We start from the raw sequence: 25,732 nt of genomic DNA, 5'->3' as shown, positions 1-25,732 counted from the left end.
TGTACAAGCTCAACGGATCGTTATCTAACCAAAAACATATTTCCATTTGGGAGCAGTTACTTTCCAATAATTAACATCATGCAGACTTCCTTAAGAACAATTTACTATTGATCAAAGAAACCGATAAAATCCCCTTTGTTTTTTTCTTGTAGATATAATACCGTTTCTTTGTCAGAAAAAGTAGGCAGGCCAAAATTTTGTTTATATTTCTCCATTCCCTTTCCTGTTATAATAATCCAATCCCCATCCTTCCCTGCTTGTAACGCTTCCTGAATAGCAAAGGTCCTATCTGGAATAACCTTCCCATTTCCAGAAGAGTAATCGCATTGAAGTTTATGGAGTGATGTTTCCATCACCTCTGTCCCCTCCGTATTCAAATCATCCATCGTCAAAATTGATACATCACTTAGTTCTGAAGATACCTTAACCATTTCTGCCCTTTTGGTTGTATCTCGACCACCACGGAAACCAAAGATATGATAAATCTTTTCTGCCCCGCATTCTTTTGCAGTTTGAAGCATGTGATGAATGGCATCAGCAGTATGTGCATAATCGATGACAATTGTCGGACCATCTTCTTTTTTATACATTTCAAATCTTCCTGGAACACCAGAAAATCGATTAAGCGAGGAGAGAATATCCTCTTTTTTAATTGGGAACATCTTCGCTACCGAATAAGCTGCGGCTGCGTTATATAAATTATGAAGTCCAGGCAATGGTAAATTGATTTTCACAGATATATGATTCTCTTTCAATGAAATAAAGGGATTTTTTGCTGTATTATAATTAGTGATCATTAGATCGCACAGCTTGGATTTACCAAAAACGTAGGTACTGACTTTCTTCTCTCGTAAGTATTCTTGTAATTTTTCTCCCCAGAAATCATCTCCGTTAATAATCGCAAGACCATTGGTTTTTAATTTTTCAAAAAGCAGTAATTTTGCCAGGAAATAATCCTCCATCGTTCCGTGGAAGTCGAGATGGTCATGATATAAATTCGTAAAGACGCAGAAATCAAATTCAATTCCTTCTAAACGGTATTGGGCTAATCCATGCGAAGACACTTCCATAATGACAACCATGTCCTCACTAGCAGCCAGTAAGGTATTCAATTCCACCGTACCGGGAGTCGTATTATGAGAATCGACTTTGTTTCCATTGATTATATGTTGTATCGTACCTATGACGGAACAGGATATTCCATTCTCTTCTAATATTTGTTGAAGCATATAGCTTGTTGTGGTTTTACCATTCGTACCCGTAATTCCTATCATTATTTTTTGATTGCTGGGATCCCCAAAAAACCTTTTAGCGATTTCCGCTAATACTTTGCGGCTGTTCTTAACACGTATATAAGGGACATCCACCCCTTTTATATCTCGATCCCCAATCACAACCGATGCCCCTAGACGAATGGCATCTTTAATGTAATTATGTCCATCTGCCTTATAACCGTTTACGGCAACAAAAAGGTATCCATTTTTTATTTCCTTAGAGTTATCGGTTACACCTGTGATGAATATATCTTCAACGTCCTTTGGCAAAACCCAGTTGAATGTGTCTTCTATTATATCCTTAAGGATCATTACCTTTTCTCCTTTTATATTAGCTATTCACCTATTCCAAAATATGCGTCTTAAAAAAATCATATTAACTAACATGCCATTTTTAGTATTCACCTGCACTCCAAAATTACTTGTCATTCAAGAATTAATTTGATTGTAAAAATATAACCTTCTTTTATCTTTTAACAGGGGCAGTGAGAACCTACTTATCAAAGGGTAACGTCTCATATTTAAAATAAAAAAAACTGTAGATAAACTCAATTTTCATCGAGTTTATCTACAGTCTGAGGAAGCCGGCTGCCTTCTTTAGGTTCACAAAGTATAGAGTACATTGACAAACTGCAAGAAACTACCTCATCTTAGGGGAATTCCCTATATTGAAGAATGTAATCTCATAATCTCCAGTCAAGCTAATCACACCATTTACAACCCTTTTTTCAATGCTCCTATTGAACTTCCACGGATTTCGTTTCCATTTTTTGATTGTACAAGGGTAAAATGAAAAACATCCCAAGAATAAAAAAGAAAGCCGCGATTTCAAATATGGCAACGAGTGAAAATTGCTCTTTCAACATACCTGCCGCGCTCATGGTCAATACCATCGAACCAGTGAACAACGGGCTTAAGATTCCATTGACTCTTCCAATGAACTCCCCTTCTGTCCTCTGCAATATCAATGTATTAATTCCGATTTGGATACAAGGCAGCATAAGCCCATTAAAGAATTCGGCGGTAAGTGTAATCCAAAGGTTTGTAGAAAGCCCCATTACCGCTAATCCAATGGCATTCATCAGCATTCCTAAGGCTAATAATCTCTGAGGCGCTACCTTTTTGGCAAAAATCATCACTCCAGCTCCGCCTAAAATCATACCAATGCCATTCACCATGAATAACCATTGAAGATTTTCCTTAGGCAAACCTAATTGTTCAGTAACAAGGAAAATCGAAAGCGGCTGAATGAAACCAAGTCCGAGGCCAGCTGCCAGAAAACATAAACCAAGAAGACTCAGTTCTTTTTTCTGCAGCACATATTTCACTCCACTTTTCATTTCCTGCCATATTGTTGTTTTTACGGCTTCCGCATCCAGTTTGCGATCTTTTGGAAGGAAAGCCAGCGCACCAGCGGAAAGTAAAAACGCTAGACCAGTAATCCCTATGGAGATGTTGATTCCGAATGATTGGAATGCAAATGTACCGAGGATCGGCCCTAAAACCATGAATACAGCGAATACAGTCTGATATATTGACATCCCTGATTGAATTTGACTTTCTGGCAAATGCATCTTAAATAGCTTCATGCCCGATGGCTGTGAAAATTGTGAAAGTATCGCAGAAATCAAAGTTGCAAAAAACACCACTTTCCAAGTCCCGAAGATAAGGGCAATTAGCACAGCAAAAACGGATATTGCACTTAAAATATCACACCAAACCATCGTTTTTTTCGGGCTCCAACGGTCCGCAAACGTTCCTCCAATAAATGAAAAAATAAAAATGGGTGCAAATTCCGCTACTGAAATCATTGAAATGGCAAAGGCATCACCGTTTGTCTGTTCCATGACGAATAACAAAACGGCAAAATTCCGTACCCATATCCCTATTTGTAAAAATAAGCCTGAAAAGATAATGGCCCGAAATACACGATTTGTGAATATGTTAGGTTCCTTATTACTTAATGGTACAGATGCGTTTTTTTCCAATATAAAAACCTCCTGTAAAATATCTGGACAGGAGGCAGTACAATACAAATTAAAAAGGCAAAATATCCCCAATGGGAGGAATACAATGATCTTTGTTTGTATTTTTAAGTACAGACTAATCCTATCCAGAAAAAAAGATCGTATTAAACACGCATTTTTTCTTAAAAAATAGGATTAAATGATCATTGTTTTAAGGTCACCCTTCCATTTTATGTTAAGTTTATAATAATCGAATCAATCGCATTAATCAAGGTAAATTTCATAAAAATCATCCTATTTTTTTTGCCCCAACTTGTTCAAGTCTTGTCTAAATAACGGTCCTTCTTCAAATGAGGGACCGTTATACCCTTACGCTTCCATGGGCAAGAAAGGAGGGATCATTTACTGCCCAATGAATGAACACCTTTTTTCATGACCCTTTCCCGGAATGGCACAAGTAAAAATGAGGATTCTTTTTAATTCTCCATCAAACGTTCATGTTTTGGATTTGTCTGTACAAGTAAATGGGAAGATGGCATTTGAATTTGGTGCTCATGTAAGGCAGAAATCATCTCAAACCTTACATTTCTTGCAGTTTCAAAGTAATCATCTGGTTTCACAAGCCCCACTAAACATAGCTCATATCCAACATATTTAAGATTCGGATTTAAATCCGTGATGCCAATATATCTAAAATCCTCTTCAGGTGTGCCATCTTCCAGTCTTAAAAGGCTTTCACTATACTTCTCGTTGCAGATAAGACATATATCTTCCAACAACCGTTTCACCTTATCAGGATTTTCTTGGTAACTAACCGTGATGCGTTCAATGATTCGCATTTTCCCTTTATTATAATTTTGAATCGTCCTGATTTCACTGTGTGGAATGGTCAGCAGTTTTCCTGACCATTCCCGAATCTGCATGAACCGGATTCCGATTTCTTCAACCGTTCCGGAGCTTGTCCCATTAAACGTCACAAAATTCCCCACTCGGAATTCATTATCTGACAGCCTTACAAACCCTAATAAAATATCCTTTAGCATTTGCTGAGCGGCAAATCCGATAACGACCCCTACAATCCCAGCTCCAGCTAAAATTCCTTTTAGGTCTATAAACTGTCCAATCAGATAAATGAGGAAAAGAGCGGAAATGCCGTACCTAAGAGAAGAACGAGTAACCCCCTGTATCGTTTTTTCGACTTCTTCCTCAAAAAAATGGGACCTTCGAAAGAACCATTCAACCAATTTATTCAAAATGTAATAAATGGCCAATAACATTAAAGCCAATATAAAAAGCCTCAATAATAAAAATTCTTCCAAATAATCAATAGCAAGCTCAGTAAATTTTAAGATATTCATGTTCTCACCTCTATTTCAACTCTTATTCAGAATCGATTAAAATCCAGTCATCATCCTTGCCAATTATCCCTTTATCAAGAATTAGTCTCGTTTTAAGGCGATAGGAAACCCCTCGCTTATTTGGCTCCTTCATAGTAGGCAAACAGAAGTTAAAAGGAATTTCATTACTTTCCCCTGAATTTATTTCTCTTGTTGACAAAATGGTGCTCGTCTTAAGGACTTCTTCCATTCCGGTAGAATGAGTATCCATAATTAAATCACATTCGATCCTCCTTATTCTTTGCTCCAAGGTACCACCCTTAATCAAGAAATAACCATTTATACATTCACCAGATTTATACGTGTTTTTCGGAAGGATTAAATCTATCTGTGCAGACCCTATTCCTAAAAGTAACAAAGATTTTCTCAGTATCAAAGAATACACTCCATTTATCATTATTTTTTTCTTCCAACAACTTATACATTTCTTGAAAGTTTCTATACTACAGACCTAAAAAAACCTTTACCCATTTTGGTAAAGGTTTTTTAACAGAAAATAGACCTTTACCATTAGGTAAGGTCTGGCTAACAACGATATGTTGCCAACAACACCGAGAGTATGTAACTCCGTAATGACGACATTGTTGTAAAAGCTACTCCCCTTAGGAGAATATATTAAAGTATATTGTTTATCATACGGTAAGAATGGAAAGTTTGTCAAACCTTTATATACTATTAATTTAATAATCTGCCCGAAAATCGGGTTCATTGAGCATATGTTTACCGTAATGAAAATATATTGAATGTACTTGTTTGTTTATCATAAAGAATAGGAGATATTGAATATTTCAGAATCGGGTTTTAGGTGAACTTGAAAGGGTAATATGAATATAAGTAACCCCCTCTCACCCATAAATCACTAATGGGCACTTAAAATGGGGTGAACCTTCCTTTTAGAGATATTAAAATGAACAGTTTGTGCATGTTTTAAAGAAAGCTAAAAAAATATAATAAAATTTACAAGATTTCTCTTTTACTTACGGCAAATTTATTGTAATATAAATGTAACATTTGTAATAGTAATTACACTTTCGTTACATAAGTATCCTAATATGGATTGGGGAGAGAAAGTATGAAAAAATTTTCAGGTATGCTATTATCCATCATCATTCTATTTTTCACATTAAGCTCGGGGGTTACAGCGCAAACCACTTCACAGAATTTATCTGACACAAATGCATTAAAGATAGCCGATAATGCCAGCAAGCATTTTTGGAATGCATTACATGGATATAAAAGTCGTACTTGTTCACAAAAAACGTTCAACTATAAAGGAACAGAGTATTCTTACCTTTGCCAAGAATTCAATACAAAAGATAAACTGGCTGACTACTTAGCAGAAACATTTACTAATAATGCAGTTGAAAAAGGGTTGGCAAAATATAAATACATTACCCATAAAGGAAAATTAGCTCGTCCTATCGGCGACGGCGACGGCATGTTAGAATGGAAAAAAGCAAAAATTAAATTGGTCTATCAAAAACTAAACGTTAGATCCTATAATTTAACTGTACCTACTGTCGACGGTGAGTCTGTTAAAAGAACGGTTACCTTTTACAAATCAGGATCTACGTGGAAAGTCAATCAGTTCGATGCAGTTCAATAAGTTCATGTCTTAATTGAAACTCCTCTTATGACGTATAGTTAAAAACTATATGTCATAAGAGGTTTTTTATTTGCATATTTTCCCACCTCACTATTAAAGAGCTTCCCATTATTTATATACACCCTTCACTCTCTAATTGTTGCTTTCCCTTAATTTCGTTGTCGCACTGCCGAATTTTAACACTCTAAAACAAAAAAACACAGCAAGCATGCTGTGCCTTAACGAATGTTTGCTTTACGAAAGCCTTGAAAAGAATCGTATGCTGCAAAAAATGTGGTCAGTAGGATGAGACCCCAATATATTGAAACATTCCATTCAAGAGTTGAAAATAATTTTGACATATACGCAATAAATTCGTCGGTCAATAAATTCGGATTACTGATGATGATGATGAAAGTTATTGTGGTCAGAAGCTGATATCCAGCATGGAACCAGGCAAGTTTTCGGGTCCATTGCCCTGCAAGCAGTTTATAGATCGCCAGAAAGGCGCCAAAGATAATGATGCAAAAAATCAGCGGCCAATAGGAATTCAATACCTCTTGATTAAAAGAAGGTGTCACAAAAGTGAGTCCCTCTTTACTTTTTTCATAGACTCCCAAAAGATTGGCCGCATTGAAATAAAGGGCGGCAAAAATGGATATACCTAGCAAACTTCCAAAAACCTCAATCTTTGGAACCGTTTTTTTCTTTGAAATGTTCGTAATATGTTTTAAATCATCTGGAGTCCAGCGTTTCAAACCTATCGTTAAGGGCAATGGATCCTTTGAAGTATCCGTTCGTTCTAACACGGCAAATAAAAGCGTTAACCAAAAAAATACTTGGATTCCTGTACTGATGATACCTGCTATTCCTTTCCCGATTATGATGATAACAACTTCAATGACCGTTTTTTCACCAATATTGCTAAACAGATTATCCCCAAGTAATGCGATCAGTGAAATAACTGCCGCGATTGGTAAAATCATTTTCAATAAGCTGATATATACGTCATAATAACGTGGTCCAATCAGGTGCATCGGTCGATCTCTATAACCACTTGCCAGTGTAACCGGATCTCCTAATTTTGAAAGAACCCCTTTCACGTCTTCTTCGGTATAATTCTCCGGAAGCATATCTTCAATTGTAGAATGAAGTTCAAGTGCAATATCCTCTCGGTTTTTTTCTGGCAGCCTGCGGGTCACTTCCTGTATATAAAGTTCAATTAACTCCATCTTCATCCTCTCCTTTTAATAATATATAAAGCTCTTGAGACGTTTTTTCCCATTCCTGCTTTAACTGATTGAAGATTTCATCCCCGTAATCACTTAAAGAATAATACTTTCGTGGTCTACTTTCAGAAGTATCCCAGCTGCTGGTCACCAATTCTTGCTTTTCCAGGCGGCGAAGCAACGGATATAAAGTACTTTGATCAATGGGTATTCCTGACTTCTCTAAACGCTGGACAAGCGAGTACCCATACTGGGGGCTTTTGAGCTGACTTAGAACCGCTAATGTCAATGTGCCTCTGCGGAGCTCAGTTGTTAATGAATTAAGTAATGTGCTCATCCAATCACCTCTCTTCTATACTATGTGACGTACACCATACCTTATACTATGCATCATACACTATTTTAGTTCTAATACTAACATGAAAATGAAAATATATTTTATTAAAAGTACACAAAAAAGAAAAGCGCTTTACGCTTTTCTGCATTTCGTTAATAAAAATCAGACAAGATGGCCCCTTATTATCATCTTCGGAATTAACGTACTACTACTTGTAATAGGGTGCCATCCTTTTAACTTTGTAAGCATACGGATTGACTACCGAGAAGTAATCATACACTTGGATTTAAGCCACAAGAACCAGTGGAAAACTCATTTAATATCCGTTTTGGCACCATTGGGGCAATCAATGAAGTGATGACTAGGAATTCAGTGGAAACATGGAACTACCTGTACTTTTGCGTGTCGTAAACAATGATTACCCACTAATTTTAATGGATGCCAAAAATGTGCGCATTACTTGTTCAGCTGAAAGTTCTAAAAATTCAGCTCCTCTTTCCATTGCTTCCTTTAATGTCATAGGAGCGTTTACAAGACTATGGACGCTGGTGATACCGTGGTCATATAAACCATCAATACCAGTTCCGATTGAACCAGCTAAAACAAATACGGGTATACCGTGCTTTTTCGCTTCTTGAGCCACGCCCATGGGTGTTTTACCTGAAGCTGTTTGGTAATCGATTTGTCCTTCACCAGTAAAGACACAATCAGCATCGCACATTTTTTCACTTAGTTTAGCATATTCCATAACAATATCGACGCCCCGTTTTGTTTCTGCCCGGAAAAATGCCTGAAACGCACTTCCAATTCCTCCGGCTGCACCAGCACCTGCTTTATCATGCAAGTGAATACCTGTCTTTTTTTCGACCAAATCAGCCCATGAAGATAAAGCTTTTTCAAGAATGTCAACCATGACAGGAGTCGCCCCTTTTTGGGGTCCGAATACATACGATGCCCCATTGTGACCGACTAGAGGATTTTGAACATCCGAGGCAATCAAAAACTCGGATTCTGCTATTCTTGGATCAAAATCTTCCGTATTTATTTCAGATATACGCAATAACTCCGCACCCCCGAATCCAATCGGTTTACCTTCACCATCCATCACTCTCATTCCCAAAGCCTGGAGCATTCCAACCCCAGCATCATTGGTCGCGCTTCCGCCAATCGCTAATATGAACTTACGACAGCCAGCATTCAATGCCTTTTGAATGAGCTCCCCTGTCCCGTACGTAGTAGTGATCATCGGGTTCAAATCACCTGGATTGACTAGGCATAAACCGGATGCACTTGCCATTTCAATCACACATGTTTCCTGATCGCCCAATATTCCATATGCTGCCTGTACCTCATCAAGTAATGGTCCTTTTACTGCCACTTCAACTTTTCGCCCATTTGTAGCCGCCACAAGGCTATCCATTGTTCCTTCACCGCCATCCGCTACGGGAACCAATTCCGTCATGGCATCCGGAAGCGCCTTCCTGACCCCTCGCTCGATTGCTTTCGAAGCTTCAAATGCTGACAAACTTCCTTTATAGGAATCTGGTGCAATAACAATTTTCATGCTGAATACCTCCTCGAATGGATTTACATTATATTAATTATAATCTTCAGGAATAATTTAATCATCGGTCATCCTATACGAAAATCAGTATGACATGTTAGTTTTTTTTGGCTATACTATATAGAAAAATGATTTTAGAGGGGCTCATGCCATTTTCCCAATTTCATAATGTATAAGAAAGCTGAAGGCTCAAAGTTTGTATCATATTCCTTTTCATAAAAAAACATAGCTTGTTTATATGAAATATTTTTACCATTGTGCTACCAAATAGGATAACTTACTATAAAAACCTTGAAGGATGACTTGTATGCTAACCCAAGAAGTTGCAATGGAAATTGTCAAACAAACCACAATGAGACTTAATAGAAATATTAATATTATGGATGATAAAGGAACAATCATCGCTTCTGGAAATCGTGAACGCATTGATCATTTGCATGTTGGAGCGATCGAAGTGCTGAAGACTGGTAAACCATTAATCATTCATGAAAAGGATCGTCATCTATGGGGTGACGTTTTACCAGGAATTAATTTACCCATCAACTTTCAAAATGTAATTATTGGGGTTATCGGTATCACCGGTGATCCGACAGAACTTATGGAGTTTGGGGAATTGGTTAAAATGATTACGGAAATGATGCTTCATCAAGTTTTTATGGCAGAACAACTCGAATGGAAACAACATATGAAAGAATTGGTATTTGAAGACTTATTAAAGGAAAAGATTAATCAGCACTCCATTGATCAGAGACTAGAACTGATTGGAATGAAATTAAAGCCTCCCTATCAAGTTGGCATCATGGACTTAAAATTAAATCCGTTAAAAAAGAATGAATTGATTCAAATGATGGAAAATGTTTTTGGTACACAACACGCCCTTGTTGGGTTTCTGAACGTGAATCGAGTATTCATTCTCACTTCGGCCCTTACTGAAAATAATATCATCCAAAGCATGAATACAGTCATCGAACAATTAATAGCAAAAGGGTTTGTGATACGAATCGGCATGGGCTCTATTGTCGAAAAAGAATCATACATATGCCACACCTTTCATGAAGCTGAATCTGCCCTTTTACTAGGTGAAGTCAATCAAGCCTTAACGAAATATACTGATGTGGAAACAAAGGCTCTGCTGGTAAAGTTAGATGAACGGACTAAACGGCAATTTCAAGAAAGAATATTAGGCAACTTATCTGATAAATTAATTGAAACGCTGCACCAATTTTTCCTTTGTAACTTAAATATCGGGGAATGTGCAAAAAGAATGTATATCCATCGTAATTCCCTTATATACCGAATTAAAAAAATTAAGGAAACGACCGGTTATAATCCACAGGAGCTGAATGATGCTATAACTTTGCAGTTAGCCATTTGGATATACCAATCGAAAAGGAAAAGTTGAAGGATTAAATTTTTTTCTAGACCTATTAAGTCCGCAGGTTTAGCAAAGCATATTAGCTATAAAGACGATAAAGGGACTGTCAAATCCCTCGAAATATCCTGAAAGAAATTTAGGGACAATTTGGTGACAAGCAATAAGAGTTCCATCCAACTATTAAAACAAAGTTGATGGAACGGAAGGCACGAGACTCCTTCGAGAAAAGTGCGCCTAGGGGAAACCCCGCAGAAGCAAGCCGAGGTTGCTCCCGGACCGCCCGCGGAAAGCAAGTGCCCTACTTTCAATCAAAGTTAAATTGTAAAAGTCATAAGAAAACAGTAGGCAAACTCGATTTTCTTCGAGTTTGCCCACTGTTTGAAAGCTCATATAAAATGAACTTGAATCATATAAGAGATGAGTAAATACGTATCAGATGGATTGATAATACCAAATTCCATCACGCTTAAACTTTCTGCATTGGTCATTCAAAAAGAGATATTCAAGATGAGCCAATGTTTCACCAACAGCAAATCTAGATTCGTGAATGGGTAGATTTCCAAACAGAATCATGCAAGCACTTTTCACAGTAATAGGCTCTTTCATGTTTTCGTGAATGAGGTGCAATCGGTCCTGATGGTGATCCAATAATTCGCTGATTCTTTCATTGGCATTTCGAAACGGCTTCCCATGTGATGGGATAACATATTCAACGTCCAACTTTTGTATTTTTTTCAAAGAAGTAAAAAACTCTTCCAATGGGTTGGAAAACCCTTTAAACCAATAAGAAATATTCGGAGATATCCTAGGTAATATATGATCTGTTGAGAAAAGGACACTATTTTCCTTATTGTATAAGGAAATCAGACCATCAGAATGTCCAGGAGTAAAAATCACTTCATACTCGCACTTGCCAAAACGTAACATCATCCCTTCGTCAAGATGATGATTTACAGTAGGATAGGGTTTTACTTTAGGCATAAAGCTGCTTTCGTCACTGGATAAGGCTACGGCTAAGTCCTCATCCATTCCACATGCATCATAATTTTCTTTAAGCTGTTTCAGTGAATCCGATTCCCAATACGTCGTCCCCGTATGTTCATCCACTTGTGTCATCCAAACATCCGCACCGGTTAATTGTTGTAAAGTTCCAGAGTAACCGAAATGATCTGGGTGATAGTGTGTGATGATAATGTCTTTAATATCATATTTTTCAATAATGGGGTTCCATATATCTCTTGTTGTTTCATTATTTAATCCCGTATCGATGATTGTCCATCCTTTTTTACCTTCTGCTAGGAAACAATGGACATGGTCCAGCCTAAAAGGCATTGGAATGGTAACTTGAGTAACTTTCAATTCGTTCAGCAAGTATAACTTCTCCTTCCAATGTAACTTTCAATCTCCCTTTACTTCAAACCAGAATGAAAAGAATTTGCTAAATAAAGGTATATCAATAATCAATTCGACGAATTCTTTCATGTTCCTCTAATCAGCTTCTACATTTATCTCATTGATTAAAATAAAATGGCCAAAGATATGAGCAAAAAAAGACCGCCATCAAAATTGATGACAGTCCTTTGAATTACATTTCTTCCTCGATTGTTTGAACAAGGATAAAAAGAAAATGATGGATCAAATTAAACGCTTCTTCTAATGACAAGTCTACTCGAAACCCTTTTACGTTATCCAAGGCAAAATTCACATCCCATAGACCGTCGCCCTGGTTAAACATTACACTGAATGATCCGATGCCTTCTTGAAGTTCCTTATTTAAATACGTTTTTAGAACTTCACCCATTTTCTTCTGGAATTTCAATCCGAACATCGCGTTATATGTGCCAAAAACATCATCCACTTCAAACGAAAGTGCCTCAACTCCGATTAATTCGAACCATTTAGATTCAAAGTAAAGGAATTCTTCTTTATTATTTTTTAAATAATCGATCGGTTGGGATAAAAATGCAAACTTCTCAACAGAAATCAATTCTTCGCTCTCTTTATTGCTGCGCTCGATATAAGCATCTGTAAAACGAGATGTATTTTCTAGTTCCACTATAGTGACATTAGCAGGGATCAATTCACGCTTTACTGCATAATCCCTCTCTTCTTTAAACAACTCAACCTTGTTTTCAATTATGGATTTTGATATGTATGATTCCAATTGTTTTTTTAACATGGTATGTCCTCCTAGTATCTTTTCAAGCTTATGCCTTTTTAATCATAGCATATTCACTACAGATAAAATAACTTTGTGAAAGAAAATACAATATCGGTTGTGGCAATGGTTCCTTGTCTTCGATATAGTAGTGGTAAGCGTTTATACATATGAGAGAAATGAGATGTTAAATATGCAAAAAATCATTGTAGTCGGAGCTGGGATTTTGGGCGCCTCCACTGCCTATCAGCTGGCTAAAAATGGAGCCGAAGTGATCATAATAGACCGCCAAGATAATGGACAGGCAACCTCTGCTGCTGCAGGAATCGTATGCCCATGGATATCGCAAAGGCGCAATCAAGCTTGGTATCACCTTGCTAAAAATGGGGCGGCTTTTTATCCCGAGCTAATTGAAGAACTTAAACGAGATGGAGAAACCGAGACTGGTTATGCCCAAGTCGGGGCAATTAGTTTACATACAGATGAAGAAAAACTGATCGCAATGAAGAATAGAGCCCAAAAACGGAAAGAAGATGCACCGGAGATCGGGACGATCACATTACTTTCCTCAGAGGAAACAAGTGCACTATTCCCACCTCTCTCCAGTGAATATGCAGCAGTTCACGTAAGTGGTGCCGCTCGGGTCGATGGACGGGCACTTCGTGATTCCTTATTGCGGGCTTCACAAAAAAATGGCGCAAAACTTATATATGGTGAGGCTGTACTTAAATATAGCGGTGCACAAGTGCTAGGTGTAACAGTAAAAGATGAATTCCTACCTGCTGATATTGTGATTGTTTGTGCTGGAGCATGGGCCCCGGAATTACTGAAACCCCTTGGCGTGAATTTTCAAGTCAGCTTTCAAAAAGCTCAAATCATTCATCTTGAAATACCAAATGCAAATACGAATAACTGGCCTGTCGTCATGCCTCCCAGTGATCAATACCTTTTGGCATTCGATCACAATAAAATTGTCGCAGGTGCGACACATGAAAATACGGAAGTGTTCGATAATCGTATGACTGCAGGAGGGTTGCAGGAAGTTTTCAATAAAGCCATGACTACCGCCCCGGGTTTGGCAGATAGTACGTTTGTTGAAGCAAGGGTCGGGTTTCGTCCATTCACGCCCGGATTCCTTCCAGTTATTGGTCCCTTACCTGATTGGGATGGCATAATCGTTGCAAATGGTCTCGGAGCTTCCGGATTAACAATGGGCCCCTATGTTGGAGCGCAATTGGCTAACCTCGCACTAGACAAAGATATTGATATCGATTTAGAAAAGTATGATGTAAGAGGTGCTATAGAAATATAAAAGCCAAATCATCATCTACCTGTCTGAATGTAGGTCTAGTTGCAAATATCTAAATTGAACTATATTACCACATTATCAAAGACGTTAAAGAAGACCATCATGCATCTGTGGTCTTTTTTATTTTTTCAACAATCAAGATTAATTTTGCAGAACCTTTAGTAAACCAACTTAACAGTCCCTCTTATTCAACTTTAAAGACGCTCATCTAACATAAATAGTGACAACTGCATGCATAAAAAATGCAACGTAGAGGACCCAATGGTTACCTTTTTACATTCCTATTTACTAACTTAATCTTTAGTAGAACATTTCAAAAAAAAAGATAAATACTTACCAACCATAAGGGTTGAAAAGTATTTATCTTAAAATATAGTTTGGGGATGGAGAAAAACACTTGGGTTTACAACATGATACTATTGATTGAATCTTCCACGCTGACGAAGTAATTCACGGTTCAGGTTCGGATCCTTTTCGAACGCTGCACGGCCGTGCAGCCAAAAAATATTATTAACAACAACCAGATCACCAACAGGAAGTTCCAATTCTATTACATTTTCATCGTTTTCCAATGAAGCGGATAAATCGCGTAAGTATTTTGCTTGTTCAATGGATTCAGGATATACAAATTGATCAATGAAGCATACACCAGGTTTGTTATTATGATTGAAGAAAGTCAATCTATCAATTTCTTGATCAATATTTTTACTTTTTGGGGCCTTATACGTGAATTTGTGGCTTGATAATGGATGATTTACGTACGTATCAAGCTCTTTCCAGTCGTCAAGGTGCAATAATCGTGATTCGCCACCGCGGGCATTTTGTTCGATCGTCTTCATCATCAGTAACCAGTCCGTTGGTTCATCTACAAAGGTTCCGTCCGTATGAAGTGTAAATAAACGATAGGCCTGACGTAAATATGAATCGCTGCTATCCGTGTCTTGAACACTAAATCGAGCATAATATTTTCCTGACATCGCATCATGGTTTGGCGTTCCCAGCAGGTATGAAATGGCCGTTGCAAAAATAACGTATTCATCCGTATTTTCAGTTACCCCTTCCAAGCCGAGAGTGAAGCCGCCGGAATCCCGATCATGAACGATGTTACGAAGCACTTCGCCAAATTCTTCCCCTACTTGTTCCAATAGATATGATGCAATGATAAGTCGTGCATAAGGTGTATATTCCAGATGTTGAACAGACTGATTATCCTTCGATACGGTTTCTAAAAAGGCGCCAATAGCCTCTTTTGAAATTTCAATATGATATAAACGGCTCGTTTGAGGGTGAACTTTCACCTCGTATTTTTCTGTTTTCCTTTCAAACTTAGCTCTCTTCTTTTCTGCAATGCTCATGAATAATTCCTCCTGTTATTTGTAATATAGGTGACAAAGTTAACGGGAAATATAAAAAGCCAGTCGCACATGATTCCCAAATAATATGGGAATCCAACTGTACAACTGGCTTATATTCACTTCACTGCTCTATGCAAATAGAGTCACAGCGAATATGCAGTTTATGTATGATTTATTTTTCCTGTTTCCAATCATTAAGATCTTTACACGATTCTGAAAAGGTATTTTCCAAAAGGTGTTAATGTCTTAATATTAGCTTAATTCAATTAAAACGTTTTTTTGTGAAAATGTCAACACTTTTCACAAAATATTCCGATAAATCATATTCCTAACCTGGTAGTTTTGTTTTTTCCCCTGCTTTAATTTGCTTAAAGTGGAGATCCAAATCTTTCAAGGCAGCAATCAAGGCATTAGCTGCTTTCCCCCGATAATAGGATTGAATCGATTCTATCGCATCTTCAACACCATCGTTTAAACTGATCCCTTTTAACAAACGCCCAATAAATTCCCGGCCATGCTCTGTTGCGAGTGTACAAGATGCTTCCAGGACAACCCCGTATTTAGCATCGATTTCTGCAGTGATGGTCAATGTTTCAAAGACACTTTTCGCTGCCATCCCTTGAGGTAAACGTGCATGACCTGCAATAAAGATTGTTTTACCATTGAACATGAGGCTTCTTCCTCTCTTTCATGAATTTTATTTTGTCAATATAGCTTCCAATAAGTGTGTTTGTTCTGGAATGCGGTTAACGACCTCTTTTCCAATTTCAATCGATGCTGTTGCAGCAGGTGACGGTGCATTGCATACATGAATGGTCCGTTTCCCCATGATGATATGAAAATCATCCACCATATTACCATCATCCTGTAACGCCTGTGCCCGGACTCCAGCAGGTGCAGGGATTAAATCATCTTCTTGAATCTCCGGAATTAACTCCTGCAGGCTTTTCGTAAATTGCTTTTTACTAAAAGAACGGACATATTCATCCATCCCTTCCTTCATGAATTTACTGGCCAGTTTCCAAAAACCTTTATAGCTTAATACTTCAGTTAAATCTTTCGCATTGAAGTCGGTTTTTTTATAACCTTCCCTTTTAAAACTAAGTACAGCATTTGGACCCGCATCTACTTCCCCGCTAATCATCCGCGTAAAATGAACCCCTAAAAATGGAAACTTCGGGTTAGGTACCGGATAAATTAAATGATTGACGAGGTAGCGCTTTTCAGGCTTCAATTTAAAATACTCACCGCGAAACGGGACAATTTTCATATCAGTTTTATACCCTGCGGCTGCTGCGATACGGTCACTGTGCAACCCTGCGCAATTAATGACCATCCTGGCCTTTATGGTACCGTTGTTCGTTTCGATGATGACGTCATCAACATCTTCGTCAATCTTCTCCACCTTTGTATTCAGCTTGATTTCACCGCCATTTTCCTTGATGATATCCGCCATCTTTTCACTTACCTGTCGATAATTAACGATGCCGGCTTGCGGGACGCGAATCGCACCAAGCCCATTAACATGTGGTTCGATTTCTTTTAACTCATCCACACCGATTTTTTGTATAGCTAGCTCATTTTGTAAACCGCGTGTATATAAATCATCTAGAAGGGGCATCTCATCTGGCTTCGTTGCAACGATGACCTTTCCGCAAATATCATGTTCAATTCCATGCGTTTGACAAAATTCCGTCATTGATTTGCTTCCTCGGCGGGCGAACCGTGCCTTGAAACTGCCCGGTTTATAGTAAATACCAGAATGGATGACGCCGCTGTTATGTCCCGTTTGATGATCAGCTACAACGGCCTCTTTTTCGATGACTACCACTTTTGCATTGGGAAAACGCTGATAAAGTGCCATTCCCGTTGATAAACCTACAATACCTCCACCAACAATTGCGAAATCATACACATTTAACACTCCTTTTATTGATGATTTTTAGTATTCAGTAACTCCATATACGTGATTAAATTATTCTTTGTCCGTAAAATGTGATATTCTACTGCTGCCCTTAATTCTGTTGGATCCCCTCTTAGTGCCGCTTCATATATCATCCTGTGTTCCCGTTGCGTTTCTGGGTAATAATCAATTAGTAAATTGGGAGCAATGGGTGAGATACCTAACGTTTCAACCATTTTTTGAACCCTTGGCCAAGGGCACCCTTTTCGGAGGGTTTCATGAAAAGCCGCATTTAACTGGATATAATGCTCATTGGTTTCATCAGATAACTGTAAACCTTCCATCTCAATCAAAATTCCCTTTAATTTTTCTTTATCCTCCTTCGTCAAAAAGGGAAGTGATTTTTCCACGGCAAGTCCTTCAAGCAGTGACCGGGTATGGTATATTTCTTCGATATGATCCCGGGTGATTGGTGTGACGATAGCTCCTTTATGCGGAACCATTTCTACCAACCCTTCCATTTGAAGCTGTGTAAGGGCTTCACGAATGGGCATTCTGCTTACATCCAGGCGATCGGCCCATTCTTCTTGGATTAGTCGCTCACCCTTTTTCAGCGTCCCATTTAAAATCGCTTTCCTAAGGCTTTTTGTTACATTTTTAACGATTGTTGACTTATCACTATTGGATTTAGCTTTATCCAATTCAACGTCCACCTTTCGATATTGGATACAATTTTAACTATATCAAGTAAATAATGCGTTTACAATACTGAAAATTAAATATATTGTATCCAATTTAAAAAATCCTGGATACAATATGTTTGGAAAACGTCTAATTCATATATAAATATAATTTGTGACACCCGTCCATATATACTATTTAAACAACTTCGTATTTGCATCGACAGCATTAAAATTAACAAAGCCCAAACCACGAACTAGCGACAAGACCAACTCTAAAAATACCATTGCACCAAAAGAAGCTGGTCATCTGATATGAATATGATATCATTGAGGTAATATCCAATTTTATACAAATAAGGAGTTGCTAGTTAATGAGTAAAGAAGTTTACGTGATTGGCGAAATAAGGACGAATAATTTCTCGGATAAGGATCTTTTCGATAAGATCGGATCACTATGGCGCAAAACAAATGATTATAATATTGAAAATGATATGAAGTATGGTATTTACCACCAGTACGAAAATAATTATCGTGGTGATTATACCTTATCAATTGCCATAGAAAGCCCTTTATCGAATGAAAAAATTCTCATTCCTGAAAACAAATACAAAGTGTTTGAATGCATACAAGAAGGACATTCAGTAGGTGAAACTTGGAAAAAGATATGGCAGCTGGAAGATGAAAAAAATTTGAATAGGAATTATAGTCTGGATTTTGAAAAATATTATCCTGATGGAAAAGTGGAAATACATATAGCGATTAAATAATGCCATAAAAAAAAGCCAATTAGGCTTTTTTTTGTGGCCAAAACAGAGTATCATCACAAAATATTATGTCGTCGCTTATTAAAACTCTTAATACGTGATGATTTATCATATCACTAGTTACCATAATATAATTACCGTAACCAATATATTAGAACTCCATTTTACCGAAAATAGACAGATTCATCCTCATTACATGACCTATTCAAAAATAAGAGTACAATAGTGTAAAATGTTTTTAGTATACTAAAGTAAGTATTAGAGAAACAAAAAAAGACTATATTATAGTCTTTATGAGAAAGTTATTCGGTGGATAGAAGTCCCCTGCCAATAAGATTCGCTGAAACAGGCCTTTTCCCTGCTTCCCTTGCCCAAATGGATAATTGTCCTGCATGGTGAATTTCATGAGCAATGACATGCCGCATTATCTCACCCCAAGTATCCGTTACAATTCTCCCATCCGGCATGGTATCGTAAAATAGTTTATCTTCCATTTCATCTTTCCAACTGTAAACAAAGTCCTTTACATCCGTCTGAAAAGCAAGGTCCAGCTCCACTACTTTCCCCAAACTCGCGTAATTTTCAAAGCTCTCATTAAATTCTTTTTTTCCTTGTAAAAGGCGTATCCAACTCCATTCTACATCAACTATATGGAAGAGTGTTTGCAGAATACTCCCCACTCCGCCAGTTCTCGGGCGGAGAAGCTCTTCCTCCTCCACCTCTTCACACCAATGATACCAGTCAGCACGAACCATCCAGTTATATCGAAATAATGTTTGCACGGGTCTACCTCCCTTATTTAGAACGATAAAGAGCAAACGGAAATTACTGAGTAATCAGAAAAAGTTATAACTTCCCCTTTCTATTAATAATAGAAGTCCATCAATGTTTCGTCCATCAAATCTTGTGTGAGTCCTATGTAAATCATCGTATCTTTTGGATTGGAGTGATTAAGGATTTGCTGTAGTAACGCGATATCCTTGAATTTTTGATAATGCAAATAGCCGAAGGTTTTTCGAAGTGTATGTGTACCGACATCCGGAATATCTGCCATTTCAGCTGCTTTATTTAAGACCCGGTAGGCCTGTACCCTGGTGATTGGACCATTTCCTTTTCTACTTGGAAACAAATACTGTTCATTTTTCAGGTTCATTTTCCGGACATATTTCCTTACTTCCTTTCGAAGTTGAGGATTGACAAGGAACCGTTTAATTTTCTCTGTCTTTTGCTCGACTATGACGATATGCGTCCCTTCAAGAATATCCTTCACACGCAACTGCAAAAGATCCCCTATACGTAACCCAATGTTTATCCCGATTGTAAACATCATATAATCCCTATAGCTGCAATATTTTAATAGTGACTTTTTCATCTTTTCTATGTGATCCAGGCGGCGTATCGGCTGGACATTCTTGATTCTTTGAGAGGTTGCTTGCATGAGTGGCTCATTCCCCTTTCCCCTAAATTCATTGTACGTGAACACGCGAAAAAAAGGCAAGTTTTTTAAAATTAGATACTCATAAAAACGTTGATTTAAAAGGATTTTGAATGTATCAATAGAGGTCCTTTGTTACATTCGGAATATTATGTTAATATCAGTCATGCTAATACAAAAAAATACCAACATCAAATAACCTCTCTAAAGATTCAATAGAGACGTTTTAACTCAATCTAGACCAATTACTCTAGTGATTTAAAACAACCCCTTTAAAAACTAAATATGAAGCTCGTTTTTTTGTCTTTTCTACACGTTTATGAAAACATGGCATATGAATATTCTCTATAATTTTCTCATTATTTATAATGTCTGCATGTCCCATTTATTTAGAGGTCGTACGAAAAGCGGAAAACATACACGAAGAGTTATTTCAATTTAAAAAAGCCGATATTCCTTGTGCTAAGGAATCATCGGCTTTTTTAAATTGAATGCAGCTAGTACCTTGATTCCAGCCATTCATATTGGCAAGTCCCGGCCAGGCAGTTGGGTTTTTGTTTTTATTTAAAATTATTATCTAGCAAAATCTATATTAACTGTATACCTTATCAATCCCAGGACTAGTTGTTGTATAAAACACGGATAATTCTTTACTTTTTTCTTTCCTTACTTTACGTATTCTAGCTCGCTCTGGTGCAGTTTCATTTAATTTTTTCTCTTCATCCGTTTCAGGAATGACTTCTGGAACACGAGTTGGACATTGCTCTTTATCTAATGCAACAAAAGTTAAAAGCGCAGTCGCTGCCATTTTACGCTCACCACTTTTTAAATCTTCGGCAATCACTTTAACAAACACTTCAATAGATGATGTACCTGCCCATGTTACATACGATTCAAAACAGACTGCATCTGTTGTTCGGATTGGATATAAAAAGTCTACCGAATCCGTTGAGGCAGTTACACAATCTGTGCGGCTATGTCGTAATGCGGTAATGGAAGCAACTTGATCTATATCGCTCATTAATCGACCACCAAATAATGTATTATGACTATTTACATCATTTTGAAATACGCGACTTGTTCGAACAACTCTTGATTCTCTACAATATTTTGCTTTCATGCTTACCTCCTTCTATCTATACATATCTGATATAACGGTTATGGGCTACATTTTAATATAAAGAAACTAGAAGTTAATAGGACAAACCCATTCAAAAGGACGTGGTAAGCGAAGCTCTCTTAAATCTATGTTTAAGAGTAAATTAGCTTTCAACAAGACGGTTTTATTAATGTAGTTCCGTCCCCGTTTCCTTCATACTAAACTAGTAGAATCTCATTCTATTGCCGAACTATCGATTTCTCTAATATTTCCACGACATCCAACGTTTGTACTTTTTCCTCTACTTCCTTTGTCTTTGTCCCATCGCTGATCATCGTTAAGCAGTATGGACAACCTGTACTGATGATGGTTGGATTGGTTTTTAGAAGCTGTTCGGTTCTTGAAACATTGATACGGATTCCTGTATCTTCCTCCATCCACATTAGACCTCCTCCAGCACCGCAACACATAGCTGTTTCACGTTTCCGCTCAGGTTCTACAACCATAACACCTGGAATAGCTTTTAAAATGTCACGAGGAGCATCATACCCACCATTGTAGCGTCCTAAATAGCAGGAATCATGGTAAGTAATGACTTCATTCACAGTATTTTTTGGTGTTAACTTTCCTTCTTTTATTAATGTTGCAAGCAATTCCGTATGATGATAAATTTTTGCTTCTAAACCAAATTCAGGGTATTCATTGTTAAGTGTGTTATAAGCATGGGGATCTATTGTGACAATTTTCTTCACATCATACTTTTTAAAGACTTCAATATTAGCATTCACTAGTTCTTGGAATAAAAACTCATTTCCAAGACGTCGAGGTGTATCACCAGAGTTCTTTTCTTCATTCCCTAGTATCGCCATCTTCACTCCCGCATGATGCATTAAGCGCGTGAAGGATCTTGTGATTTTTTGACTGCGGTTATCATAAGAACCCATGGACCCGACAAAGAAAAGAAAATCAAATTCTTCTCCCGCTTTTTTCAGTTCTTTTGCTGTTGGAACCGTGATTTTCTCTAATTCATCACGCCAATTCGCCCGTTCCTTACGATTCATCCCCCATGGATTTCCTTGACGTTCAATATTCGTCATCGCACGTTGGGCATCCGGATTTATTTTTCCTTCTGTTAGGACAAGGTAACGGCGTAAGTCGATGATTTTGTCAACATGCTCATTCATTACAGGACATTGATCCTCACAGTTACGGCAAGTCGTACACGCCCAAATTTCTTCTTCTGTCACGACATCCCCTATTAAACTAACTTTTTCAGTTGTTGCTGCTGCTTCTTTGGAACCTGCCCCCGCTAGCGGTAATTGATTGTCCTTAGTATTTTTTATAACAAAAGTAGGCGCCCACGGCTGTCTGGAGGTTACCGCTTCTCCTTTTTCTGTCAAATGTTTTCTCATCTTGACAATGAGAGCCATCGGGGATAGCGTTTTTCCAGTTCCTGAAGCAGGGCACATATTTGTGCATCGTCCGCATTCTACACATGCGTAAAGATCAATCAATTGATGTTGGGTAAAATCCTCAATTTTACCTACGCCGAATTCTTCAGCTGTTTCATCCTCAAAATTAATCTTCCTCAATTTTCCAACAGGGCCACTTTTCTTAAAGAAGATATTAACCATGGCAAATAACTCATGAAATTGCTTCGACTGTGGTACAAACACCAGAAAGGAAAATACAGTCAACATATGAACCCACCAAAATACGTAGTACAACACAGTTCCTGCCGTTGCCCCGATGCTGGAAAACATCAAAGCAATCGCACCAGAGAATGGAGCATATATAAGATCTGGTTCATGACTTAACATTATCGCTTCAAATCCCAATGTAAGCAGGATCGACAAAGTTAGAATGAATAAGGCGATAATGACGAAAGCTGATTTCCCATCACGCATCCATTGCAACCGCTTTAGTTTTTCAATATAACGACGGTAAAATGCATATATTACGGACAACATCATGAGGAACGTAGCCCATTCTTGTAAAAGACTGAAATATTTATGCGCTTCACCTAAGGGGAATTCATACCCTTTAATAAATCCCTTTATGATGAGTTCTATAAGTCCTATTTGGATGATAAAAAATCCATAAAATAATACTAAATGCATCAGACCGCTTTTCTTGTCTTTGAATAATTTTGACTGACCGAAGCCATTGATTAATAGCAGATTGATTCGTTCTTTAAGGTTTAGTTCAAACTCAGCTTTTTTGCCAAGCTTTATAAACAAATACCGGGTGTATACAAGATTGACAAACAAATATACTGCATATCCAGCCAAGGCTAGAAAAGCAAGTAAATTCAGCAATGATAACATCCTTTTCATCCCCTCATGGTTGTTTCTTAATTAGTTTCCTTTTGTTGGGACCAAAATGTCGATACTATTATTTTCAACTATTTTGAAAACTTTTAAATAAATGGGAGAAAGTAAAAATAGATTCCTCCCATTTAAACTCTAGAATCCCGCATCAATCATGCTTTTTTTTTGAATTCCTCCGTTAGCATTGGCACAACCTCGAAACTTATCGTAATTTATTCCTCTGTATCAAAAATTCGTATCATTATGACGAAAATACACATGCCCTTTCCTCCTGTTATTAAAAACGTATTCTATTAACCGGTCATTACTAGTATTAAAGGTTTATAATTTATATCAATAGTTTTTTGCTTTATAGGTAGTGTTGTAAGCCCTTATCCTAACATACTATGCCCACCGGTTATCGATATCACTTGTCCGGTAATCCAATCTGCTGAATCAGATAATAGAAATAAAACCATTCCCTTCACATCATCCGCTTTACCAATTCTTTTTAAAGGATATTGCTTTAAAACCTTTTCAAGTTCTACTTCACTAAAGCCTAATTCTCCTTGGTCAATTAATCCTAACGACACTGTGTTACATTGCACATTATTTCTACCACCATCAATAGCCAATGACTTTAAAAAACTGATCGCCCCACTCCTAGCAGCGGCTGAAACGATTAAATTCCGATCACCAGTCCTTGCTGAATCACCTACGATATTGATAAACTTACCTTGATTCTTACTTATCATTTCAGGCATAAATGTATGCACGAGATTTAACACCCCGTAAAAACAAATATCTACTTCCCTTTTCCATTCTTCCGGTTCATATTTAAAGAACGATTTCACCTGTGCCCAGCCAGCATTGTTTACAATAAAATTGACGCTTCCTAGATCGTGATCAAGTGTATCTTTCATCTGCTTGACATCTTTCAATCTTGCAATATCTCCTTTAATAAGGGCCACTTTCACACCATAATCACTAATTTCCTTTGCAACTTGTAATACCGCCGCTTCAGATTCACGATAGTGCAATCCAATATTTGCTCCTTCAGCAGCAGCAGCTAATGCTATTCCTCTTCCGATTCCTTTTGCGGCACCTGTAATTAAGATGTTTTTTCCTTTGAAACCGATATCCATCTAGTTACCTCCGTTAAAAACCAGAAAATTCAGAAAAATAACCATGCAATTTGATTAAATTATTAACTTCCTGTAAACGATGCCTCTCTTTTTTCGAGAAAAGCCTGTGTTCCTTCCCTCTTGTCACTCGTTCCATATAAAACAGCTTGTGCCAAGCTTTCAATCAGCAATCCCGTATCCATATCAACATCAAATCCACGATTGACTACTAGCTTTGCCATTTGTACGGATAAAGGTCCTTTAGCTAATATTTTTTCAGCCTTTTCTTGTACAGCAGCCCGTAAATTCTCTAAAGGAACGACAGATGAAACTAAACCGATCTCTATCGCCTCTTTCGCTGTCATGAGATCCCCACTTAATATCATATTCATGGCTCTGCCTTTACCGATGATTCGTGCTAATCGCTGCGTTCCACCAGCGCCGGGAATAACCGATAAATTTAATTCAGGGAGCCCGATTTTAGCATTTTCAGAAGCCATTCGTATATCACACGACAAGGCCAGCTCACACCCACCTCCAAGTGCAAATCCATTAATGGCTGCAATAGTTGCTTTCTTACTTTTTTCTATACAGCGATACACATCAGACATATTTTTAGCAGCAAATGCATCAAGCGAGTTCCTGTTTGTTACCTGATTAATATCCGCTCCTGCGGCAAATGACATCTCCCCTGCACCTGTAAAGACAATTACGCCAATATCTTGATCATTTTCTAATTCTTCAAATGCTGACAGGATTTCGGATACAGTTAAATCATTTAACGCATTTCGCACTTCAGGACGGTTAATGGTGATAAAACCTATCCGGTCATCTCTTTCAAGCACAATATTTTGATAGTTCACTA

At 37.7% G+C, this 25,732-nt stretch carries 23 protein-coding genes; 4 read left to right on the top strand and 19 right to left on the bottom strand.

Annotated elements, in window-relative coordinates; translation table 11 throughout:
* Nucleotides 1-104 precede the first annotated feature (104 nt).
* The 4 genes from ACQKMH_RS09580 to ACQKMH_RS09565 form a co-directional block, all read right to left on the bottom strand.
* Complete coding sequence (locus tag ACQKMH_RS09580) at nucleotides 105-1,586, bottom strand: UDP-N-acetylmuramoyl-L-alanyl-D-glutamate--2,6-diaminopimelate ligase (protein WP_427587152.1); 1,482 nt, start codon at nucleotides 1,584-1,586, stop codon at nucleotides 105-107.
* Between the two features lie 425 nt (nucleotides 1,587-2,011).
* A complete protein-coding gene (locus tag ACQKMH_RS09575) occupies nucleotides 2,012-3,262 on the bottom strand; it encodes an MFS transporter (RefSeq protein ID WP_427587151.1) in 1,251 nt (416 codons plus the stop codon).
* 455 nt (nucleotides 3,263-3,717) lie between these two features.
* A complete protein-coding gene (locus ACQKMH_RS09570; protein WP_427587150.1) occupies nucleotides 3,718-4,599 on the bottom strand; it encodes a mechanosensitive ion channel family protein in 882 nt (293 codons plus the stop codon).
* 22 nt (nucleotides 4,600-4,621) lie between these two features.
* Complete coding sequence (locus tag ACQKMH_RS09565; RefSeq protein WP_427587149.1) at nucleotides 4,622-5,014, bottom strand: sporulation protein; 393 nt, start codon at nucleotides 5,012-5,014, stop codon at nucleotides 4,622-4,624.
* Nucleotides 5,015-5,710: 696 nt separating this feature from the next.
* Here ACQKMH_RS09565 and ACQKMH_RS09560 point away from each other — a divergent pair.
* Nucleotides 5,711-6,244 (top strand): IseA DL-endopeptidase inhibitor family protein, encoded by a 534-nt coding sequence (locus ACQKMH_RS09560; protein WP_427587148.1) that lies wholly within the window; start codon nucleotides 5,711-5,713, stop codon nucleotides 6,242-6,244.
* 218 nt (nucleotides 6,245-6,462) lie between these two features.
* Here ACQKMH_RS09560 and ACQKMH_RS09555 read toward each other — a convergent pair whose 3' ends face one another.
* From ACQKMH_RS09555 to ACQKMH_RS09545, 3 genes are all read right to left on the bottom strand, one after another.
* Nucleotides 6,463-7,455 (bottom strand): HAAS signaling domain-containing protein, encoded by a 993-nt coding sequence (locus ACQKMH_RS09555; RefSeq protein WP_427587147.1) that lies wholly within the window; start codon nucleotides 7,453-7,455, stop codon nucleotides 6,463-6,465.
* On the bottom strand, nucleotides 7,442-7,789 hold the full coding sequence (locus tag ACQKMH_RS09550; RefSeq protein ID WP_427587146.1) for a PadR family transcriptional regulator: 348 nt from the start codon (nucleotides 7,787-7,789) through the stop codon (nucleotides 7,442-7,444). The genes ACQKMH_RS09555 and ACQKMH_RS09550 overlap by 14 nt, the downstream gene beginning before the upstream one ends.
* A 418-nt stretch (nucleotides 7,790-8,207) precedes the next feature.
* Complete coding sequence (locus ACQKMH_RS09545; RefSeq protein ID WP_427587145.1) at nucleotides 8,208-9,353, bottom strand: glycerate kinase; 1,146 nt, start codon at nucleotides 9,351-9,353, stop codon at nucleotides 8,208-8,210.
* Between the two features lie 307 nt (nucleotides 9,354-9,660).
* Between ACQKMH_RS09545 and ACQKMH_RS09540 the strand changes: the two genes are divergently transcribed.
* Nucleotides 9,661-10,755 carry a CdaR family transcriptional regulator gene (locus ACQKMH_RS09540; protein WP_427587144.1) on the top strand — a complete coding sequence of 365 codons (1,095 nt, stop codon included), beginning with the start codon at nucleotides 9,661-9,663 and terminating at the stop codon, nucleotides 10,753-10,755.
* Nucleotides 10,756-11,160: 405 nt separating this feature from the next.
* Here the strand turns inward: ACQKMH_RS09540 and ACQKMH_RS09535 are convergent, their stop codons facing one another.
* Nucleotides 11,161-12,099: an MBL fold metallo-hydrolase gene (locus ACQKMH_RS09535; RefSeq protein WP_427587143.1), complete on the bottom strand. Its 939-nt coding sequence runs from the start codon at nucleotides 12,097-12,099 to the stop codon at nucleotides 11,161-11,163.
* 214 nt (nucleotides 12,100-12,313) lie between these two features.
* Nucleotides 12,314-12,907, bottom strand: a complete 594-nt coding sequence (locus tag ACQKMH_RS09530) for a branched-chain amino acid aminotransferase (RefSeq protein WP_427587142.1) — start codon at nucleotides 12,905-12,907, stop codon at nucleotides 12,314-12,316.
* A 172-nt stretch (nucleotides 12,908-13,079) separates the two neighbouring features.
* Between ACQKMH_RS09530 and ACQKMH_RS09525 the strand changes: the two genes are divergently transcribed.
* Nucleotides 13,080-14,198, top strand: coding sequence for an NAD(P)/FAD-dependent oxidoreductase (locus tag ACQKMH_RS09525; protein WP_427587141.1), 1,119 nt, complete (start codon nucleotides 13,080-13,082; stop codon nucleotides 14,196-14,198).
* A 413-nt stretch (nucleotides 14,199-14,611) separates the two neighbouring features.
* Here ACQKMH_RS09525 and glaH read toward each other — a convergent pair whose 3' ends face one another.
* The 4 genes from glaH to ACQKMH_RS09505 form a co-directional block, all read right to left on the bottom strand.
* Nucleotides 14,612-15,550, bottom strand: coding sequence for a glutarate dioxygenase GlaH (gene glaH, locus ACQKMH_RS09520; protein WP_427587140.1), 939 nt, complete (start codon nucleotides 15,548-15,550; stop codon nucleotides 14,612-14,614).
* Nucleotides 15,551-15,878: 328 nt separating this feature from the next.
* On the bottom strand, nucleotides 15,879-16,220 hold the full coding sequence (locus ACQKMH_RS09515) for a DUF3870 domain-containing protein (RefSeq protein WP_427587139.1): 342 nt from the start codon (nucleotides 16,218-16,220) through the stop codon (nucleotides 15,879-15,881).
* Nucleotides 16,221-16,247: 27 nt separating this feature from the next.
* Nucleotides 16,248-17,465 carry an L-2-hydroxyglutarate oxidase gene (gene lhgO, locus ACQKMH_RS09510; protein WP_427587138.1) on the bottom strand — a complete coding sequence of 406 codons (1,218 nt, stop codon included), beginning with the start codon at nucleotides 17,463-17,465 and terminating at the stop codon, nucleotides 16,248-16,250.
* A gap of 14 nt (nucleotides 17,466-17,479) precedes the next feature.
* Nucleotides 17,480-18,154 carry a GntR family transcriptional regulator gene (locus ACQKMH_RS09505; protein WP_427587137.1) on the bottom strand — a complete coding sequence of 225 codons (675 nt, stop codon included), beginning with the start codon at nucleotides 18,152-18,154 and terminating at the stop codon, nucleotides 17,480-17,482.
* A gap of 353 nt (nucleotides 18,155-18,507) precedes the next feature.
* Between ACQKMH_RS09505 and ACQKMH_RS09500 the strand changes: the two genes are divergently transcribed.
* Nucleotides 18,508-18,903: a GyrI-like domain-containing protein gene (locus ACQKMH_RS09500; RefSeq protein WP_427587136.1), complete on the top strand. Its 396-nt coding sequence runs from the start codon at nucleotides 18,508-18,510 to the stop codon at nucleotides 18,901-18,903.
* A gap of 299 nt (nucleotides 18,904-19,202) precedes the next feature.
* Here ACQKMH_RS09500 and ACQKMH_RS09495 read toward each other — a convergent pair whose 3' ends face one another.
* The 6 genes from ACQKMH_RS09495 to ACQKMH_RS09470 all read right to left on the bottom strand — a co-directional run bounded on the left by ACQKMH_RS09495 (nucleotide 19,203) and on the right by ACQKMH_RS09470 (nucleotide 25,730).
* Nucleotides 19,203-19,682 carry a DinB family protein gene (locus ACQKMH_RS09495; RefSeq protein ID WP_427587135.1) on the bottom strand — a complete coding sequence of 160 codons (480 nt, stop codon included), beginning with the start codon at nucleotides 19,680-19,682 and terminating at the stop codon, nucleotides 19,203-19,205.
* An 83-nt stretch (nucleotides 19,683-19,765) separates the two neighbouring features.
* The gene (locus ACQKMH_RS09490) at nucleotides 19,766-20,338 is read right to left on the bottom strand and encodes a site-specific integrase (protein WP_230155893.1); all 573 of its coding nucleotides are present in this window, start codon (nucleotides 20,336-20,338) and stop codon (nucleotides 19,766-19,768) included.
* 589 nt (nucleotides 20,339-20,927) lie between these two features.
* Nucleotides 20,928-21,455 (bottom strand): acyl-CoA thioesterase, encoded by a 528-nt coding sequence (locus ACQKMH_RS09485; protein WP_427587134.1) that lies wholly within the window; start codon nucleotides 21,453-21,455, stop codon nucleotides 20,928-20,930.
* A gap of 218 nt (nucleotides 21,456-21,673) precedes the next feature.
* Nucleotides 21,674-23,761: a heterodisulfide reductase-related iron-sulfur binding cluster gene (locus tag ACQKMH_RS09480; protein ID WP_427587133.1), complete on the bottom strand. Its 2,088-nt coding sequence runs from the start codon at nucleotides 23,759-23,761 to the stop codon at nucleotides 21,674-21,676.
* Between the two features lie 374 nt (nucleotides 23,762-24,135).
* Nucleotides 24,136-24,888 carry an SDR family NAD(P)-dependent oxidoreductase gene (locus ACQKMH_RS09475; RefSeq protein ID WP_427587132.1) on the bottom strand — a complete coding sequence of 251 codons (753 nt, stop codon included), beginning with the start codon at nucleotides 24,886-24,888 and terminating at the stop codon, nucleotides 24,136-24,138.
* A 62-nt stretch (nucleotides 24,889-24,950) separates the two neighbouring features.
* Entirely contained in the window at nucleotides 24,951-25,730 is a 780-nt protein-coding gene (locus tag ACQKMH_RS09470) for an enoyl-CoA hydratase/isomerase family protein (protein ID WP_427587131.1), read from the bottom strand.
* Nucleotides 25,731-25,732: the final 2 nt, after the last annotated feature.

The sequence above is a fragment of the Peribacillus sp. NPDC097895 genome, from assembly GCF_050277555.1.
In the GTDB taxonomy this organism is placed as follows: Bacteria; Bacillota; Bacilli; order Bacillales; family DSM-1321; genus Peribacillus.
The sequence above is the reverse complement of the archived record's forward strand: the minus strand, read 5'-3'. Positions and strand labels throughout refer to the sequence as shown.

What these genes read in the sequence shown, in the direction of transcription:
- ACQKMH_RS09580 (WP_427587152.1), bottom strand. Translation starts at nt 1,586, where the DNA reads ATGATCCTTAAGGATATAATAGAAGACACATTCAACTGGGTTTTGCCA.
- ACQKMH_RS09570 (WP_427587150.1), bottom strand. Translation starts at nt 4,599, where the DNA reads ATGAATATCTTAAAATTTACTGAGCTTGCTATTGATTATTTGGAAGAA.
- ACQKMH_RS09560 (WP_427587148.1), top strand. Translation starts at nt 5,711, where the DNA reads ATGAAAAAATTTTCAGGTATGCTATTATCCATCATCATTCTATTTTTC.
- ACQKMH_RS09555 (WP_427587147.1), bottom strand. Translation starts at nt 7,455, where the DNA reads ATGGAGTTAATTGAACTTTATATACAGGAAGTGACCCGCAGGCTGCCA.
- ACQKMH_RS09550 (WP_427587146.1), bottom strand. Translation starts at nt 7,789, where the DNA reads ATGAGCACATTACTTAATTCATTAACAACTGAGCTCCGCAGAGGCACA.
- ACQKMH_RS09545 (WP_427587145.1), bottom strand. Translation starts at nt 9,353, where the DNA reads ATGAAAATTGTTATTGCACCAGATTCCTATAAAGGAAGTTTGTCAGCA.
- ACQKMH_RS09540 (WP_427587144.1), top strand. Translation starts at nt 9,661, where the DNA reads ATGCTAACCCAAGAAGTTGCAATGGAAATTGTCAAACAAACCACAATG.
- ACQKMH_RS09530 (WP_427587142.1), bottom strand. Translation starts at nt 12,907, where the DNA reads ATGTTAAAAAAACAATTGGAATCATACATATCAAAATCCATAATTGAA.
- ACQKMH_RS09525 (WP_427587141.1), top strand. Translation starts at nt 13,080, where the DNA reads ATGCAAAAAATCATTGTAGTCGGAGCTGGGATTTTGGGCGCCTCCACT.
- glaH (WP_427587140.1), bottom strand. Translation starts at nt 15,550, where the DNA reads ATGAGCATTGCAGAAAAGAAGAGAGCTAAGTTTGAAAGGAAAACAGAA.
- ACQKMH_RS09515 (WP_427587139.1), bottom strand. Translation starts at nt 16,220, where the DNA reads ATGTTCAATGGTAAAACAATCTTTATTGCAGGTCATGCACGTTTACCT.
- ACQKMH_RS09500 (WP_427587136.1), top strand. Translation starts at nt 18,508, where the DNA reads ATGAGTAAAGAAGTTTACGTGATTGGCGAAATAAGGACGAATAATTTC.
- ACQKMH_RS09490 (WP_230155893.1), bottom strand. Translation starts at nt 20,338, where the DNA reads ATGCAAGCAACCTCTCAAAGAATCAAGAATGTCCAGCCGATACGCCGC.
- ACQKMH_RS09485 (WP_427587134.1), bottom strand. Translation starts at nt 21,455, where the DNA reads ATGAAAGCAAAATATTGTAGAGAATCAAGAGTTGTTCGAACAAGTCGC.
- ACQKMH_RS09480 (WP_427587133.1), bottom strand. Translation starts at nt 23,761, where the DNA reads ATGTTATCATTGCTGAATTTACTTGCTTTTCTAGCCTTGGCTGGATAT.
- ACQKMH_RS09475 (WP_427587132.1), bottom strand. Translation starts at nt 24,888, where the DNA reads ATGGATATCGGTTTCAAAGGAAAAAACATCTTAATTACAGGTGCCGCA.